The following is a 16,054-nucleotide window of genomic DNA, read 5'->3' on the forward strand; positions in this document are numbered from 1 at the left end:
GGCCCACCCCTACGGCCGGACTGATTCTGTCGACCGCATGGGCCGATCGGGTCAGGGCGCCGAATGAAGTCACTCGAACGAGTGAGGGGCTCATCCGGTGGTCCGGATAAGCCCCTCTTTGCGCCCCTTGTGCGCCTGTTATCGCCTACGGGCAGTCACTACGCTCCGCGCAGCACCGCTCCCGTCCGCTCGGCCGCCGCAGCGACGGCCGCGTCGCGGGCCGCCGAGGCCTCGTCGACGGTCAGCGTGCGGTCGGCGGCGCGGAAGCGCAGCGCGTACGCCAGCGACTTCTTGCCCTCGCCGATCTGCTCGCCCTCGAAGACGTCGAACAGCCGGATGGACTCCAGGAGTTCACCCGCGCCGCCGCGGAGGTAGTACTCGACCACGGCGGCCGGCACCTCCTTGTCGACGACCAGCGCGACGTCCTGCGTGGCCACGGGGAAGGTGGAGATCCGCGGCGCCCGCAGCTCCCCGTCCCGCGCCTGCTCCAGGCGGTCGAGGTCGAGCTCCATGGCGCAGGTGCGCGCGGGCACGCCGAGCGCCTTGACGACGCGCGGGTGCAGCTCACCGGCGTGGCCGACGGAGACGATGTCCCCGTCGACGACGACCTTCAGCTCGGCGCAGCGGCCCGGGTGCCACGGGCCGTACTGTCCCTGGTCGACGATGAGCTCGACATTGGCCTCGCGGGCGATGGTCCGCGCCGCCTCGACGGCGTCGGCCCAGTCGGCCGGGCGGCCCTTGCCCCACCAGCCGGCCTGCTCGCGGGCGCCCGCGAGGACGACGGCGGCGTGCCGGGGCTGGACGGGCAGCGCCGCGGTGAGGGACGCGATCTCCTCGTCGGTGGGACGCCGGTCGACGGGCAGCCGCCCGGCGATCTTCAGCTCGTCCTGCGGGTGGAAGACCAGCCCGGTCTCGAAGAGCGCCAGGTCGTGCGAGCCGCGGCCGTCGTTGCGGCGCAGCGCGGACAGCAGGCCCGGCAGCAGCGTCGTGCGGAGCGCGGGCTCCTCGTCGGAGAGCGGGTTGACGAGCTTGACCACGCGGCGGTTCGGGTCGTCCGCCTCCAGGCCCAGCTGGTCGAAGACGCCCTCACCGATGAAGGGGTAGCTCAGCGACTCCACGTAGCCCGCGCCGGCCAGCGCGCGGCCCACCCGGCGGTGCAGCCGCTGCCGCTCGGTCAGACCGCGGCCCGCGGGGGGCTTCGGCAGGGTCGAGGGCAGGTTCTCGTACCCCTCCAGGCGGATGACCTCTTCGGCGAGATCGTTCGGCTCGGCGAGGTCGGGGCGCCACGACGGGACGGTGACCGTCAGGTCGTCCTGGCCGTAGACGTCGCAGCCGACCTGCTGGAGGCGGCGTACGACGGTCTCGCGGCCGTAGGCCACACCGGCGACCTTGTCCGGGTGGTCGGCGGGCATCGTGATCGTGCGCGGCGCGGTCGGCGCGATGACCTCGGTGACGCCGGCCTCGGCGCTGCCGCCCGCGAGGAGCACGAGCAGGTCGACGGTGCGCTGCGCGGCGGCGGCCGCGGCCTGCGGGTCGACGCCGCGCTCGAAGCGCTTGGACGCCTCGGAGGCCAGCTTGTGGCGGCGCGCGGTGCGGGCGATGGAGATCGCGTCGAAGTGCGCGGCCTCGACGACGACCTCGGTGGTGCCGCGGACCTGCCCGGTCTCCGGGTCGGTCTCGGAGTCGGCGATCTCGGTGTTCGCGCCGCCCATGACGCCCGCGAGGCCGATCGGGCCGCGGTCGTCGGTGATGACCAGGTCACCGGCGTCCAGGACGCGCTTGGTGCCGTCGAGGGTGGTGAACTTCTCGCCCTGCTCGGCGCGGCGCACGCCGATCGTGCCCTGGATGCGGGAACGGTCGTACGCGTGCAGGGGCTGGCCGAGCTCCATCATCACGTAGTTGGTGATGTCGACGGCGAGCGAGATCGGGCGCATGCCGACCTTCTGCAGACGGCGCTGCAGCCAGATCGGGGAGCGCGCCTCGGGCTGCAGGCCCGTGACGGTGCGCGCGGTGAAGCGGTCGCAGCCGATCGGGTCGGCGATCTTGACGGGGTAGCCGAAGGAGTTCGGCGCGGGCACGTCCAGGAGCGCCGGGTCGCGCAGCGGCAGGCCGTACGCGATGGCGGTCTCGCGGGCGACGCCGCGCATCGAGAGCGCATAGCCGCGGTCGGGCGTGACGGCGATGTCCAGGACCTCGTCGACGAGCTCCAGGAGCTCGATGGCGTCGGTGCCGGCCTCGTGCTCGGGCGGCAGGACGATGATGCCGCCGCTGCCGTCGTCGCCCATGCCCAGCTCGTCGCCGGAGCAGATCATGCCGTGCGACGTCTTGCCGTACGTCTTGCGGGCGGCGATGGCGAAGTCGCCGGGCAGGACGGCGCCGGGCAGGACCACGACGACCTTGTCGCCGACCTGGAAGTTCCGGGCGCCGCAGACGATCTCCTGCGGCTCGCCGGTGCCGTTGGCCATGCCGACGTCGACGGTGCAGAAGCGGATGGGCTTCTTGAAGCCCTCCAGCTCCTCGATGGTGAGGACCTTGCCCACGACGAGCGGGCCCTTGAGGCCCGCGCCGAGCTGCTCGACGGTCTCGACCTCGAGGCCGACCTCGATCAGCTTGGCCTGCACGTCACGGCCGGTCTCGGTGGCGGGGAGGTCGACGTACTCCCGCAGCCAGGAAAGCGGGACCCGCATCAGATCTCCATCCCGAACGGCCGGGTGAACCGGATGTCACCCTCGACCATGTCTCGCATGTCTTCGACGTTGTGGCGGAACATCAGCATCCGCTCGATGCCGAACCCGAAGGCGAATCCGCTGTACTTCTTGGGGTCGACGCCGCAGGCGGTCAGCACCTTGGGGTTGACCATGCCGCAGCCGCCGAGCTCGATCCAGCCCTCGCTGCCGCAGGTGCGGCAGGCGCGGTCCGGGTTGCCGACGGACTCGCCGCGGCACACGTAGCAGACCATGTCCATCTCGGCGGACGGCTCGGTGAACGGGAAGTAGTTCGGCCGCAGCCGGGTCTTCATGTCCGGGCCGAAGAGCGCCTGGACCATGTGGTCGAGGGTGCCCTTGAGGTCGGCCATGGTGAGGCCCTCGTCGACGGCGAGCAGCTCGATCTGGTGGAAGACCGGGGTGTGCGTGGCGTCGAGCTCGTCCGTGCGGTACACGCGGCCGGGGCAGACGATGTAGACCGGCGGCTCACGGCGTTCCAGGAGCGCGCGGGCCTGCACGGGCGAGGTGTGCGTACGCAGCACGACACCGGACTCGTCGCCGTCAGTCCCCTTCGGGCCCTGGACGAAGAACGTGTCCTGCATCTGCCGGGCCGGGTGGTCGGGCGTGAAGTTCAGGGCGTCGAAGTTGAACCACTCCGCCTCGACCTCGGGACCCTCGGCGACCTCGTAGCCCATCGAGACGAAGACGTCGGCGACGCGCTCCATCATCGTGGTCAGCGGGTGCCGGGCGCCGGCGGGGATCCGGTCGTACGGCAGCGTGACGTCCACCGCCTCCTCGACCAGGACGCGGGCGTCGCGCTCGGCCTCGAGCTCGGTCTGGCGGGCGGCCAGGGCCTTGCTCACGGCGCCGCGCGCCATGCCCACGCGCTTGCCCGCCTCGGCCTTGGCCTGCGGGGGCAGCGCGCCGATCTCGCGGTTGGCGAGCGCCAGCGGCGACGTGCCGCCGGTGTGCGCGACCTTGGCCTCCTGGAGCGCTTCGAGGGAGTCCGCGGCGGCGAAGGCGGCGAGCGCCTCGTCCCGCATCCGCTCGATCTCTTCAGGTTTCAGTGCCTCGACCTCAACAGGGTCGTACGACTTGTTCGGTGCCGACATCTCTTCCCGTGCTTCCGGTTGGCTGGCGGATGGGTCCCCGTCAACGACTCGGAGACAAGCTGTCCCAGGTGTGGGGACACAAAGTGCCAACGACCGAGTCTAACGGGGGTGCGGTGAACGAATGAGCCCGCGGGCGACTCAGGGCGTCCTCGACAGGGTCACTGGAGATACGCCGGGGCCCCCACGGGCAACGTAAATCGGAATCGGGCGCCGCCGCCGGGTGCGCGGCCGACGGTGATCGTTCCGCCGTGCACTTCCACGATGCCCTTCACGATGTACAACCCCAGTCCCGTCCCGCCGCGCTTGCTGCCCCGCCAGAAGCGGGTGAAGACGCGGCCCATCGACTCCTCCGGAATGCCGGGACCTTCGTCGCTCACGGTCACGGCGGTCTCGGCGCCGCCCCGCTCGCGCGGAGACGAGGAGGGCGCCACCTCGATGGTGACGGTTCCCTCGCCGTGCCGCACGGCATTTTCCAGCAGGTTGCTGAGCACCTGGTCGACCTTGTCGGGGTCGGCCCAGCAGTCGGGCAGCGGACGCTGGACGCGGACGAGGAAGCGGTCCGCGTCCTGTCCGGCGGCGACGTGCGCCTGGATGTGGCGTCCGACGGCGGCGCCTATGTCGACGGGCTGACGGCGCAGCTCAAGCCGTCCGGAGTCGATGCGGGAGATGTCGAGGAGCTCGGCGATCAGCCGGGTGACGCGGTTCGCGTCGGCGTCGACGGTCTCCAGCATCAGTTTCTTCTGGTCGTCGGTGAACCGCTCCCACTTGGCGAGCAGCGTCGCGGTGAAGCCCTTGACGGAGGTGAGCGGCGAGCGGAGCTCGTGGGCGACCGTGGCGATCAGCTCGGCGTGGCTGCGCTCGGTGCGGCGGCGGGCCTCGGTGTCGCGCAGCGAGACGACGACGCGGCGGACGGGGCCGGTGCGGGCGGTGCGTACGTAGCGGGCGGAGACGAGGACTTCGCGGCCGCCGGGCAGGAGGAGGTTGCACTCGGGCTGGCCGACGCGGATGGCGAGGCCGCCGTAGGGATCGGTCAGCTGCCACCAGCGGCGGCCTTCGAGGTCTTCTAAGGGGAGCGCGTGCTCCAGGGGCGTGCCGAGGGCGTCGGCCGCCGGTACGGCGGTGATCCGCGCCGCCGCCGCGTTGAAGCAGATGACGTGGCCCGTCTCGTCCGCGACGACGAGCCCATCAGGCAGCTCGTCGGGGTCGAGTCCGAGGCCGCCGAGGTCACCGGAACCGCCGTGGTCCGCGCGAGCACGGACGAGGTCCTGTACCCCCGGTGCTCTGCTCGTGCCCACACTCATTCCCCGTACCCCACCTCTCGGACCTGTCGGGGCCCCCGAGCCCGTCACACTACTAGCTCGATGTGACGGAGCGGACCCCCTCAGCGAGTACCGGAGGCGCGCTGCGCACGGGCGGACGCATAGAGGCACACGGCGGCGGCCGTCGCGAGGTTGAGGCTCTCGGCTCTGCCGTGGATCGGAACGCGCACCACGGCGTCGGCGAGTGCGCGGGTCTCCTCCGGCAGCCCCCATGCCTCGTTGCCGAAGATCCAGGCGGTCGGGGTGCCCATGGTGCCCTGGTCGAGCTCCGCGTCGAGGTCGTCCTCACCCGCCCCGTCGGCGGCGAGGATCCGTACGCCCACGTCCTTGAGTCCCCGCACGGCCTGCTCCACGGGTACGCCCACGGCGACCGGCAGATGGAAGTGCGAGCCGACCGACGCGCGCACCGACTTGGGGTTGTAGAGGTCCACGGAGGCGTCCGTGAGGATCACGGCGTCGGCGCCCGCGGCATCGGCGCAGCGCAGGACGGTCCCCGCGTTCCCGGGGTCGCGGACGTTCGACAGGACGGCGACGAGCCGGGGCCGGGCGGCGAGGATCTCCTCGAACGGCACGTCGAGGAACCGGCAGACACCGACGAGGCCCTGCGGGGTGACGGTCGTCGAGATGTCGGCGATGACATCCTCGTCGGCGAGGTGCACGCGGGCGCCGGCGGCGCGGGCCTCCCCCACGATGTCGGCGTACCGCTCGGCGGCGTCGACGGTGGCGAACAGCTCGACGAGCGTCTGCCCGTGCCCGGCGGCCTCCCGCACGGCCTGCGGCCCCTCGGCGAGGAACAGCCGCTCCTTCCCCCGAAAGTTCCGCTTGGCCAACCGCCGCGCACCACTGACGCGGGGCGACTTGGGGGAGATCAACTCGGGAGCGGCGGGCATGGACTCACCTTCGACAGGGGGACGGCTGGGGCGCCCCGCCAGGGGCGCCTTCAGGGGCGCGGGGAACTGCGCGATCAGCCACAGCGGACCCGCGGGCGGGGGCGAACGGACCTTGGCACACGAGAAGCCGAACAAAGTCGGACCCGCAGGCCAGACGGCCTGCGGGTCCGAACCTCACGCTCAGCTCAGCGAAGCGTCACGCCGCCTTGGGGGCGTTGACGTCCGACGGCAGCGCCTTCTGCGCAACCTCGACGAGCGCGGCGAACGCGTTCTCGTCGTTGACGGCCAGCTCCGCGAGGATCTTGCGGTCCACCTCGATGTTGGCGGCCTTCAGACCCTGGATGAAGCGGTTGTAGGTGATGCCGTTGGCGCGGGCAGCGGCGTTGATGCGCTGGATCCACAGCTGACGGAAGTCGCCCTTGCGCTTCTTGCGGTCGTTGTAGTTGTAGACCAGGGAGTGGGTGACCTGCTCCTTGGCCTTGCGGTACAGGCGCGAACGCTGGCCGCGGTAGCCGCTGGCCGCTTCGAGGATCGCCCGACGCTTCTTGTGGGCGTTGACTGCCCGCTTGACGCGTGCCACTTGTTAACTCCTTGTAGCGGGGCCGTGGTTGGACTCACACGACCCGGTATCGATTGGGTCCCGGTCAGAGGTCAGGTGCCGTGTCCGGCACCCGAGCTCACTTGCCGAGAAGCTTCTTGATCTTCTTGGCGTCGCCCGGGGCCATCTCGGCGTTGCCGGTGAGGCGACGCGTCAGACGGGACGACTTGTGCTCGAGCAGGTGGCGCTTGCCGGCGCGCTCACGGAGCACCTTGCCGGAGCCGGTGACCTTGAAGCGCTTGCTGGCACCGCTGTGCGACTTGTTCTTCGGCATAGCGCCGTTCTCTCCTCGTCAGTGGCACTCCGATGCCCGGTCGTGAAACCGGGCATCCGGGAGCCATATGTGTCAGTTGCAATCCCCTGGGCCTGCGCCCCGGGGATCAGGCCTCGGCGGGAGCTTCGGCCGGGGCCTCGGCGGGAGCCTCGGAGGGCTCCTCCCCCTCGGCGGAGTTCTGCGAGCGGCCCGGGTTGGCCTTCGCGTCCGCCTTGCGGGCCGCCTGGGCCTCACGGGCCTCGGCCATCGCCTCGGTCTTCTTCTTGTGCGGACCGAGAACCATGATCATGTTTCGGCCGTCCTGCTTCGGGTTCGACTCGATGAACCCAAGGTCCTCGACGTCCGAAGCGAGGCGCTGCAGCAGTCGGAAGCCCAGCTCGGGGCGGGACTGCTCGCGACCACGGAACATGATCGTGATCTTGACCTTGTCGCCCTGCTTGAGGAACCGGACGACGTGACCCTTCTTGGTGTCATAGTCGTGCGGGTCGATCTTCGGCCGGAGCTTCATCTCCTTGATGACCGTGTGCGCCTGGTTCTTGCGCGCTTCACGGGCCTTCATGGCCGACTCGTACTTGAACTTCCCGTAGTCCATGAGCTTGCACACGGGCGGACGGGCGTTCGCCGCGACCTCAACCAGGTCGAGGTCGTACTCCTGCGCAAGCTCCAGGGCCTTGGCAAGCGGAACAATCCCGACCTGCTCGCCGCTGGGACCGACAAGTCGCACCTCGGGAACGCGAATCCGGTCGTTGATGCGGGGCTCGGCGCTGATGGATCCTCCTCGGTAGCACCACGCGACCGTCTGGCGGACAGCCGCGTTACGTCTGTTAACTGGACCAACCGCGCGGAGCCATAAAAAATGCCCCGACCGATCACTGAGGGGCTCCATGTACTACCGGAGCACCTCCGCGGTGATCGCGGGGCGCACATCGGGCGACCCGAAGCCTCGGGGACTTCGGCCGCCTGACCGGTGACCCGCCGCTCCGGGGAGCGGTCAGGTGGGAGAACGGAGCCTCCACTTGTGGGCCGGATCCTTGCGCTGACACGCGGGTATCCAGCCGGTCGTTACACAAGGTTAGCAGCTCCCCGGGGGTGGGGCGAACCACTGTGCGCAACCGCTCCCGCGGCTCGGGCGCTCCGTGGCTCGGCATATCGTGTGGGACATGAGCGACGCGACCCCCACCCCCGAGTCCGCGGCCCCCGGGCCCGACTCCCCCGACTTCGACACCCTGACCCGTGACATCGCGGACGTCCCCGCGGTCGAGGTGATCACCACGGTGGCGGTCCACCTGATGAGCGCCGCCGCGGTGAACCTCGGTCTCGCCGAGGGCGGCGAGGGCCACAAGGACCTGGACGAGGCCCGCAAGCTGATCCACTCGCTGGCCGGTCTGCTCGACGCGAGCGCCACCGAGGTCAGCTCGTTCCACGCGGCTCCGCTGCGCGACGGCCTGAAGTCGCTGCAGCTGGCGTTCCGCGAGGCGTCGGTGGTGCCGGACGAGCCCGGTCAGGGCCCCGGCGAGAAGTACACGGGCCCGGTCTTCGGCTGAGCCCGGCGCTTCACACCGTTCACTTGCGTACGTAGAGGGGCTCGCCCGGTGGCGTCGCCTCGGCCGGCAGGAGTGCCAGGTCGAGGCCGCGCACCAGGCGGGCCCTCAGTGTTTCGTCGGCGGCGATCCGCCGGGCCACGCGCTGGGCTGCCTCGGCCTGGTCGGCGGCGGGGTCGAGGACGAGGGCGAGGGTGCCGTCCGCGCTGCCGGGGCCGAGGTGGGCACGGAGCACGGCGGGCTCGGCGGCGACGGCGGCACGGACCGCTTCGGTGACGGCGGGGTCGGCGAGCGGGTCGGCGCTGGCGCGGCCCTCGGCGAGGGCGAGCAGCGCGGAGCGTCCCAGTTCGTAGGGGACGGGGCCCGCGAGGTCGAGGACGATGGTGTCGGCCTGCTCGTGGGCGGCGGCCTGGAGCGCCTGGTGGAGCGGTACGGCGACGGGGCGGGCGGCCGGGTCCCAGAGCGCGAGGGCCTCGATGGAGGTGAACGCGGGCAGCGCCTTGCGGTCGCCGGCCTTGAGGGTGGGGACGGCCATGTCGCTGGTCTTCTCGCGGCGCAGCCCGTTCTCGTCCTCCTCGACCTCGCCGAGCACGGCGACGACCGGCACGAGGAGCCTGGCTCCGACAAGAGCCTCAAGGACGGGCCCGTGGGCCGTGCGGTCCGCGGCCCACCCGGCGAGCGCGGCGGCCAGCCGGGGATCGGCGGTCCCGTCGTCGTCGGAGAAGCCGGGGTCGGGAATGTTCTTGTTCGCCGTGTTCGCCATGTTCACCACGGTGTCGACCCTACAGAGTGACCGTGCGGCCGGATCAGGCGCGTCGGGAGGTCCTCGGCCTGGTGCGCCAGAGGTGGACCGCCAGGGCCAGGAGGCCGATGCCGAGGGCGCCGGCCACGGGGCCCACCCAGCCCGCGGGACCGTCGTCGGACGCTGTCGCGTCCGGGCCGCTGCCGAAGTACTTCGTGCCGTACGTCGCCGTGCGCTGCCCCTGCGGCTCGGTCCGCGCGGCGCGGTCCAGCGCGGCCGCCGGGTCGATCAGGCCGAAGCCCCGGGAGTCGTCGCGGCCGCCGGAGGGTGCGTCGCGGGCCGTGTCCTCCAGCACCTCCTTGATCTGTGCGGGCTTCAGGCCGGGATGCGCGGCGCGGATCAGGGCGACGGCGCCCGATACGAACGCGGAGGCGGCGCTGGTGCCCCAGCCCTCGTAGTACTTGCGGTCGGGGTCGGCGATGACGATGTCGTCGCCGGGGGCCGCGACGGTGGCGTACCAGCGGCGGGTGGAGAAGGAGGCGCGGGCGCCGTTCTCGTCGACGGCCGTCGCGGCGATGACGCCGGGGTAGGCGGCGGGGTACGAGATGTGGTCGCCGCGCTCGCCGCCGTTGCCCGCGGAGGCGACGACGGCGACGCCCTTCTTCAGGGCGTACTGGACGGCGGCGTCCTCGGCCGGTTCGGGGTGGGCGGACTTGGAGTCGTCGCCGAGGGAGAGGTTGATGACGTCGGCGCCGTGGTCCGCGGCCCACCGGATGCCTTCGGCGAGGGCGTTGCCGCGCGTGTTGCGGGCCTTCTTGCGGGCGGGGTCGCCGTCTTCGAGGATCACGCGGATCGGCAGGATCTTGGCCTCGGGCGCGACGCCGAGCACGCCGTCCGCGCGGCCCTCCCCGTGTCCGTGGCCCGCGATGATGCCCGCCATGGCGGTGCCGTGCCTGGCCCAGGGCCGGTCGCCGCGACCCGCACCAAAGCCCACCATGTCGGTGCCTTCGAGGACGTTGCCCTCGAGGTCGGGGTGCTCGTCGTCTATGCCGGTGTCCAGGACGGCGACGGTGATGCCCTGGCCCTTCGTGGTCTGCCAGGCCCGGCCGGTGTGCAGGGCGTCGAGGGCCCACTGCTGGGCGCGGATGCCGTCGTCGGCGTGGGCGGTCGTGGCGGTGACGGGGACGAGTGCCGTGGCGGCGGCGAGGGCGGCCGCGACGAGGGGGCGGCGCACCCTCCGCACACGCTCTCCTTCCGCGGAGCCCCTCATGACGACTTCTCCGCGGCCGCGATGGTCTTGCGCAGGCCCCGCTCGACGCGGTCGGCGATGCCCTTCGCCTCGTGGCCGAGGCCGGACTGGGCGGGCGCGGACGTGGTGTTGCTCCCCATCGCCTCGGTGGCGGGTTCGGGGTCCGTGACGGCGCGGCCGTCGGCGAATCCGGAGACGGCGTACGCGACGACCGGCGCGTCCGGCAGCACGGACATGGTCCAGGACGCGCGCTGCGCGTCGCCGAAGCCTTCGGCGGCCGTGCCCTTGGCGGCGTACGCGCGGGGCATGAGGTCGGGGCGCCGGTCGAGGCCCTCCTCCGTGAAACGGTTCCGCAGCGTCTGCATGGCGTCGGCGTCCGCCTTCGTGAACAGCAGGCCGACGGTGGTGACGTGGCTGCGGGTCGCGTCCGCGTAGGTGGCGCGGAGCAGGCGCAGGCAGCCGACCGGTGCGAGCACCTTGCTCAGGAGCGGGTCGAAGGCGTCCGTGCAGCCGCTGTCCGGGGCGACGGCGATACGGGTCCAGGAGCGGTCGGCGCCGCCCGGGCCCGCGCCCTCGCCCTTCAGCTCGGGCGGGAAGAGCCGGTCGACGGGGACGCTGTGCCAGAGGGCGCCGGTGACGGTGTACGCACTGCGTGTGGTGCCGCCCGCCACGGACTCACCGGTCAGCCAACTCCCCGTAGCCGCACCGCCGATGAGCCCGAGCCCGAGCACGACGCAGACCACGGCGGCGGCCGCGCGGGGGCGGGCCCAGGTGCCGATGGGGCGCAGCCGGGTGGTGGTGTCGTCGTACACGGCGGGCCGCGCGAACGCCACGAAGGGCCGCCCGGCGCCGGGCCCCGGCGACAGGTCGACGGCTCCGACGGCCCGCCGCGCGGCGACGGCCCGGGGGTCATGCGACTCGTCCGGAACGGGCCGTAGCCGGGTGGTCGTCTCCTCGCGCGAGACGGGCGGCGCGTCGCCGGTACGTGAGGTGCCGGTGGCGGGTCGCGTGCCCTTCGGCGCCACGGAACCGGTCGGCGACGCGTCGGGCGCGGAGCGCGGCCGGACGGCGGGAACGGTGTCGGGCCGCCCGGGAAGGACCGGCCCGGGGTCCTCGGCCGGGGCCGACACGTGGGACCGGTGGGCCTGTTGGCCTTCCGTCACCGCAGGCGGCGCGGCCGCCTGAGCCACGGGGGGCTCGGTCCGCTGCGGCGGGGCACCATCGGCACGCGTGCGTGACGTGGTCGTGCGGAGCGGAGTGGCCGGTACCGGGGGGACGTCCGGGCGCGGGGGCGCGGGGAGCGCGGCTCCCTCACGGAGCAGGGACACACGCTCGGCCGGAGCCGAAACGTCATCACCCGCCAGGCCCGCGCCGTCCTCCCCGTCCACCGGCGCCGCACCGCTCACGCCGCCCTTTCCGGCCGCGGGGGTGCGCGGCGGGGCATCGGGCAGGCGGGCCGAGGACGGTGGGGGCGGGAGGGGGGACGTCGCACCTGACGCCTCGCGTTCCGCGCGGGCCTTTTCGAAGGGGGCCAGCAGGTCGTGGATGCGCGCCGCGCGGGTGGGCTCCGACTCGGCGCGGGAGGGTGCGAGCACCCAGTCCTCGTCCACGGGCGGGCGCACGTCGGGAAAGCGTGCGGACGCCACGGGCGGCGGCTCGACCGCTCCGTCGGACTGGTCCGCGACGGAAGCCGGCGGGGTCGAAGGGCGGGGTGGCGGGGCCGACGGGCGAGGTGGGGCGGTGGGGCGTGGGGGGACCGGGGTGCCTGGCGCCTCCGTGCTCATGCTCCCCCGTTTCCTCGCGCTCGGCCGGCCGGAGCGCTCGGCGGGCGAGGCTCCGTGCGCACCGCTCGGCCAGGCTCCGTGCGCGTCACTCTACGGGCAGACACAGGCCGTACGGGAACTCGGTCCGCACCCCCGGGCGATCTGCCCGGATCATCCCCCTACCCTCGGGTAATCGCGTCTGGCAGGCTTCGCCCATGACTGCCCGTGCCGCAGACCGTGCCACCGACCGGGCCCGTTACGACCGGGCCACCGCACACCTCGACGCCCCCGTCGCCGTCGTCGATCTGGACGCCTTCGACGCCAATGCCGACGATCTCGTGCGGCGGGCCGGGGGCAAGCCGATCCGGGTCGCCAGCAAGTCCGTGCGCTGCCGCGCCCTGCTCGAACGGGTCCTCGCCCGCGACGGTTTCGCCGGGATCATGTCGTTCACGCTCAGAGAGTCCCTGTGGCTGGCCCGCTCCGGCTTCGACGACGTGCTGCTCGCCTACCCCTCGGCCGACCGCGCCGGTTTCGCGGAGCTGGCCGGCGACCCCAAGCTCGCCGCCTCGGTGACCGTCATGGTCGACGATCCGGCGCAGCTGCGGTTGATCGACGACGCCAGGGATGGCGGGAGCGAGGAAGTGCGGGTCTGTCTGGAACTGGACACCTCCTTCAAGGCGCTGGGCGGCAAGGTGCGGATCGGCGCGCTCCGCTCACCGCTGCACTCGCCCGCGCAGGTCGCCGCGCTGGCCCGCGCCATCGAGCGGCGGCCCGGCTTCCGGCTGGTGGGCGTCATGGCGTACGAGGGACATGTCGCGGGCGTGGGCGACGCGGTCGAAGGGCATCCGGCGCGCTCGCGGGCGGTCCGTCTCATGCAGACCGCGGCCCGCAAGGAGCTCGCCGCGCGCCGCGCGGAGACGATCGCCGCGGTGCGGGCGGTCGCGCCGGACCTGGAGTTCGTGAACGGCGGCGGCACCGGCAGCGTGCAGCACACCGCAGCCGAGCGGGCCGTGACGGAAATCGCCGCCGGATCGGGGCTTTTCGTGCCGCGGCTCTTCGACAACTACACGTCGTTCAGCGGGCGTCCGGCCGCGCTGTTCGCGCAGCCCGTGGTGCGGCGGCCAGGACCGGGAACCGTGACGGTGCTCGGCGGCGGCTATCCGGCGTCGGGCGTCGCGGGCACGGACCGCTCGCCGGAGCCGTACCTCCCCGAGGGGCTGCGGTACGACGCGCAGGAGGGCGCGGGTGAGGTGCAGACGCCGCTGCACGGGCCGCCCGCGGACGACCTGCGGATCGGCGACAAGGTGTGGTTCCGGCACGCCAAGGCCGGGGAGTTGTGCGAGCGGTTCGAGACGCTGCACCTGGTCGAGGGCGACCGGGTGACGGGGAGCGTGCCGACGTACCGCGGCGAGGGCCACACCTTTCTCTGAGCGCCCCGGCCCCGGCCCCGGCCCCGTACGCGCTACGGCGTCGGCTCCACGTCGTTGCCCACGCCGCCGCCCGTCGCGCTGTCGTCGACCGAGCGGATCCCGTCGGTGATCTCGTCGAAGACGGAGACGGGCGGCGCGCCGTCGCCCGCGCCGACGCTGAAGCGGACCATGATCATCGACTCGGAGCCGACGCTCGACGCGAAGGACAGCGACTGGACGTATCCGCCGTCGCCCTTCGCCGTGTGGACGCGCCAGCGCACGAAGTATCCGGTGCGGCCCGCGACCGCGACCTGGCCTTCCTTGACCTTTTCGTGGCGGGTGATGCCGCCGTAGGGCTGTTGGTCCAGCTTGTCCTTGTCGTAGGCGGCGTCCGCCGCGTCCTTGATGTCGCCGAGGGCGAGGGCCTTGGGGTCCGTCTCGTCCTTGCCCGTGACGGTGGTGGACGTGACGGTGCCCTCGCGGCAGAGGCCGGAGTCGCCGGGGCAGTCGACGATGTCCGGCGTCTGGATGGTCGCGCCGCTGCCGAAGGAGTCGTCGTCCTTCTCCCAGCCGTCGGGCACGGGGAGCGTGATGCCGTTGAGGTCGTCGACGAGGGTGTCCGGGTCGGGGTCGGCCGTCGGCGACTTCGACTCCTCGTCCTTCGAGGCGACCGGCGTCGGGCCGTCCTTCGCGGACGTGCTCGGCGCCGGTGTGCCGCCCTGCGGGTCGTCGTCGCCCCCGGTGAGGGTGATGGCGCCCGCGACGATCGCTCCGACGAGGACGACCCCGGCGACGCCCAGCGCGACGACCTTCGCCCGGCCTCCTCCGCCGCCGCCCGACGCCACCGGCATGACCGACGTCGTGGCCTGCGGCGGCCCGAACCCCTGCTGTGCGGGGGCGGCTTGGGCGTACTCGGGAGTGCGCCGGTGCTCGGTCCAGGCGGAACCGTCCCACCAGCGCTCGACGGACGGCTGGTGCGGGTCCGGGTACCAGCCGGGCGGGGTCGACATGCTCATCCCGGCACTCTAAGCGCTTCGCCGAGGGGCAGGTGAAAGCAGGCCCCGGTGCCACCTGCGGGCCGGGGGTGGCTGGTCGCGCAGTTCCCCGCGCCCCTATCGGGGCACGGAAGACGCATGCACCGAATCGCCCTGGTCAGGCACGACGGAACCGTCCTCGCGCAGCACAGGCCCCTTGCTCCCGTCGTGCTCGTTGTACGCGGCCGTCGAGCACGGGTAGGTGCCGTCCTTCCGCGGCAGCGGTTCGATGAACATGGGGTTCACGACCCAGCGGCCGTCCGCGTTGTCGTACGCCCGGCACATGAACTCGCTCTTGTTGCGGTTCAGGACGAGGTGCGCGCCCGTGGCGTCGCCGACGAACGTCACGTCCGTGTCGGCATCGCCGCCGCCGAGAGCGATGCGGTGCCTGAAGTCCTGCTTGTCCCAGGCCTTCTTGCCCTTGATCTTGAAGATCTCCTGGTTGATCCAGCAGCGCTTGCCGTCGATGTACGGGATGGCCTCGCCCTTGTTGCGGGGGACGCCGCCGCAGCCCTCGTTCCAGGTGCTGATGCGGCCCTTGCGGTCCAGGACGGAGCGGATGGCGACGGTGTGCGCGCGGTCGATGCCGACACCCTTCGACCAGACCTCCGTCACCGGCTCCGAGCCCGCCGAGACGATGTAGACGTCGAAGCCGGCCTTCTTGAGGGTGCGGATCAGGTCGCGCTGCTGGTCGTAGTAGCGGACGTAGCCGGGGATCTCGTGCGTGCCGACGGTCTGCGTCGCGCCGATGGGCGCGGCGAGCGCCTCCTTGCGGGCCTTCGCGGCGTACGACTCCAGCTCGGGGACGGTGTGCCCGGCGAAGAGCTGCGGCACCCAGGCGTACTGCGGGACGGTGTGCCGGTGGTCCCACTCCCCCGCGAACGCGGGGGCGCCGCTCATCGTCTTTCCGTCCTCGCGGACCTCGAAGATCTCGTCGGCGCAGGCGGCGTTCCTGGAAGTGGGCAGCGGCTTGCCGACGGGCACCTTCGTGCCGCACGCCTCGGTGAGCGCGCGGTCCGCGTCGTCGGTCATCCACTTGCTGGTGGACTTCCAGCTCTTGGGGCGCAGGATCTTGTCGTGCCGCAGCGACCAGGCGATGGTCGCGTCGGTGACGTCGTTCTTCGTGATGGTGTTGTCCCAGTCGAACGCGGCGACCGGGCGCTTGCTCTTCCCGTGCCCGAGGTCCGGGTTCGCGCAGGTGCCGCGCTCGTCGATGGTCCGCTGGAGCTTGGTGCGGTTGTTTCCGTACCACTCCAGCTTCTTCGACAGCTGCGGGCAGTCGCCGCGCGCGGTGCGGGAGTTCGCGGGGTGCGCGGCCGTGGCGGCGGCCGCGGGGAGTGCTGCGGGCACGGCCGCCAGGGTGGCGGCCGCGGCCAGAGTCAGCGCCAAAATGTTTCTGTTACGCATGTGAGTGGACC

14 protein-coding genes are annotated in these 16,054 nt (G+C 72.4%); 2 read left to right on the forward strand and 12 right to left on the reverse strand.

All coding sequences use genetic code 11. The annotated features are described in order from the left end of the window. Positions 1–158: 158 nt before the first annotated feature. The 7 genes from pheT to infC all read right to left on the reverse strand — a co-directional run bounded on the left by pheT (position 159) and on the right by infC (position 7,667). Positions 159–2,687, reverse strand: a complete 2,529-nt coding sequence (gene pheT / locus DEJ49_RS05900) for a phenylalanine--tRNA ligase subunit beta (RefSeq protein WP_150183007.1) — start codon at positions 2,685–2,687, stop codon at positions 159–161. Then, positions 2,687–3,817, reverse strand: coding sequence for a phenylalanine--tRNA ligase subunit alpha (gene pheS, locus DEJ49_RS05905; RefSeq protein ID WP_150183009.1), 1,131 nt, complete (start codon positions 3,815–3,817; stop codon positions 2,687–2,689). Before pheS ends, pheT begins: the two co-directional genes overlap by 1 nt. Positions 3,818–3,975: 158 nt before the next feature. After that, a complete protein-coding gene (locus tag DEJ49_RS05910; RefSeq protein WP_150183011.1) occupies positions 3,976–5,118 on the reverse strand; it encodes an ATP-binding protein in 1,143 nt (380 codons plus the stop codon). Positions 5,119–5,198: 80 nt separating this feature from the next. Beyond that, complete coding sequence (locus tag DEJ49_RS05915) at positions 5,199–6,026, reverse strand: TrmH family RNA methyltransferase (protein WP_150183013.1); 828 nt, start codon at positions 6,024–6,026, stop codon at positions 5,199–5,201. A 196-nt stretch (positions 6,027–6,222) separates the two neighbouring features. After that, on the reverse strand, positions 6,223–6,606 hold the full coding sequence (gene rplT, locus DEJ49_RS05920; protein ID WP_055564129.1) for a 50S ribosomal protein L20: 384 nt from the start codon (positions 6,604–6,606) through the stop codon (positions 6,223–6,225). Positions 6,607–6,703: 97 nt separating this feature from the next. Then, entirely contained in the window at positions 6,704–6,898 is a 195-nt protein-coding gene (gene rpmI, locus DEJ49_RS05925; protein WP_007829094.1) for a 50S ribosomal protein L35, read from the reverse strand. 106 nt (positions 6,899–7,004) lie between these two features. Then, positions 7,005–7,667, reverse strand: coding sequence for a translation initiation factor IF-3 (gene infC / locus DEJ49_RS05930; protein WP_150188064.1), 663 nt, complete (start codon positions 7,665–7,667; stop codon positions 7,005–7,007). A 391-nt stretch (positions 7,668–8,058) separates the two neighbouring features. Here infC and DEJ49_RS05935 point away from each other — a divergent pair, with 391 nt between their 5' ends. Next, the gene (locus tag DEJ49_RS05935) at positions 8,059–8,442 is read left to right on the forward strand and encodes a DUF1844 domain-containing protein (RefSeq protein WP_150183015.1); all 384 of its coding nucleotides are present in this window, start codon (positions 8,059–8,061) and stop codon (positions 8,440–8,442) included. Positions 8,443–8,461: 19 nt separating this feature from the next. Here DEJ49_RS05935 and DEJ49_RS05940 read toward each other — a convergent pair whose 3' ends face one another. From DEJ49_RS05940 to DEJ49_RS36845, 3 genes are read right to left on the reverse strand one after another with little or no spacing between them, the layout of a single operon-like run. After that, on the reverse strand, positions 8,462–9,202 hold the full coding sequence (locus DEJ49_RS05940) for an SseB family protein (protein WP_150183017.1): 741 nt from the start codon (positions 9,200–9,202) through the stop codon (positions 8,462–8,464). Between the two features lie 43 nt (positions 9,203–9,245). After that, entirely contained in the window at positions 9,246–10,451 is a 1,206-nt protein-coding gene (mycP, locus tag DEJ49_RS05945) for a type VII secretion-associated serine protease mycosin (protein WP_150183019.1), read from the reverse strand. Beyond that, positions 10,448–12,052 carry a hypothetical protein gene (locus DEJ49_RS36845; protein WP_317850442.1) on the reverse strand — a complete coding sequence of 535 codons (1,605 nt, stop codon included), beginning with the start codon at positions 12,050–12,052 and terminating at the stop codon, positions 10,448–10,450. The genes mycP and DEJ49_RS36845 overlap by 4 nt, the downstream gene beginning before the upstream one ends. Positions 12,053–12,408: 356 nt before the next feature. On the opposite strand from DEJ49_RS36845, the gene DEJ49_RS05955 reads away from it, so the two are divergent. Next, complete coding sequence (locus tag DEJ49_RS05955) at positions 12,409–13,623, forward strand: amino acid deaminase/aldolase (protein ID WP_150183021.1); 1,215 nt, start codon at positions 12,409–12,411, stop codon at positions 13,621–13,623. Positions 13,624–13,655: 32 nt separating this feature from the next. On the opposite strand, the gene DEJ49_RS05960 is transcribed toward DEJ49_RS05955, so the two are convergent. Next, positions 13,656–14,618, reverse strand: a complete 963-nt coding sequence (locus DEJ49_RS05960) for a DUF2510 domain-containing protein (RefSeq protein ID WP_150183022.1) — start codon at positions 14,616–14,618, stop codon at positions 13,656–13,658. Positions 14,619–14,714: 96 nt separating this feature from the next. After that, the gene (locus tag DEJ49_RS05965; protein WP_150183024.1) at positions 14,715–16,043 is read right to left on the reverse strand and encodes a haloacid dehalogenase-like hydrolase; all 1,329 of its coding nucleotides are present in this window, start codon (positions 16,041–16,043) and stop codon (positions 14,715–14,717) included. Positions 16,044–16,054 lie beyond the last annotated feature (11 nt).

The sequence above is a fragment of the Streptomyces venezuelae genome, from assembly GCF_008642335.1.
Classification (GTDB): Bacteria; Actinomycetota; Actinomycetes; order Streptomycetales; family Streptomycetaceae; genus Streptomyces; species Streptomyces venezuelae_F.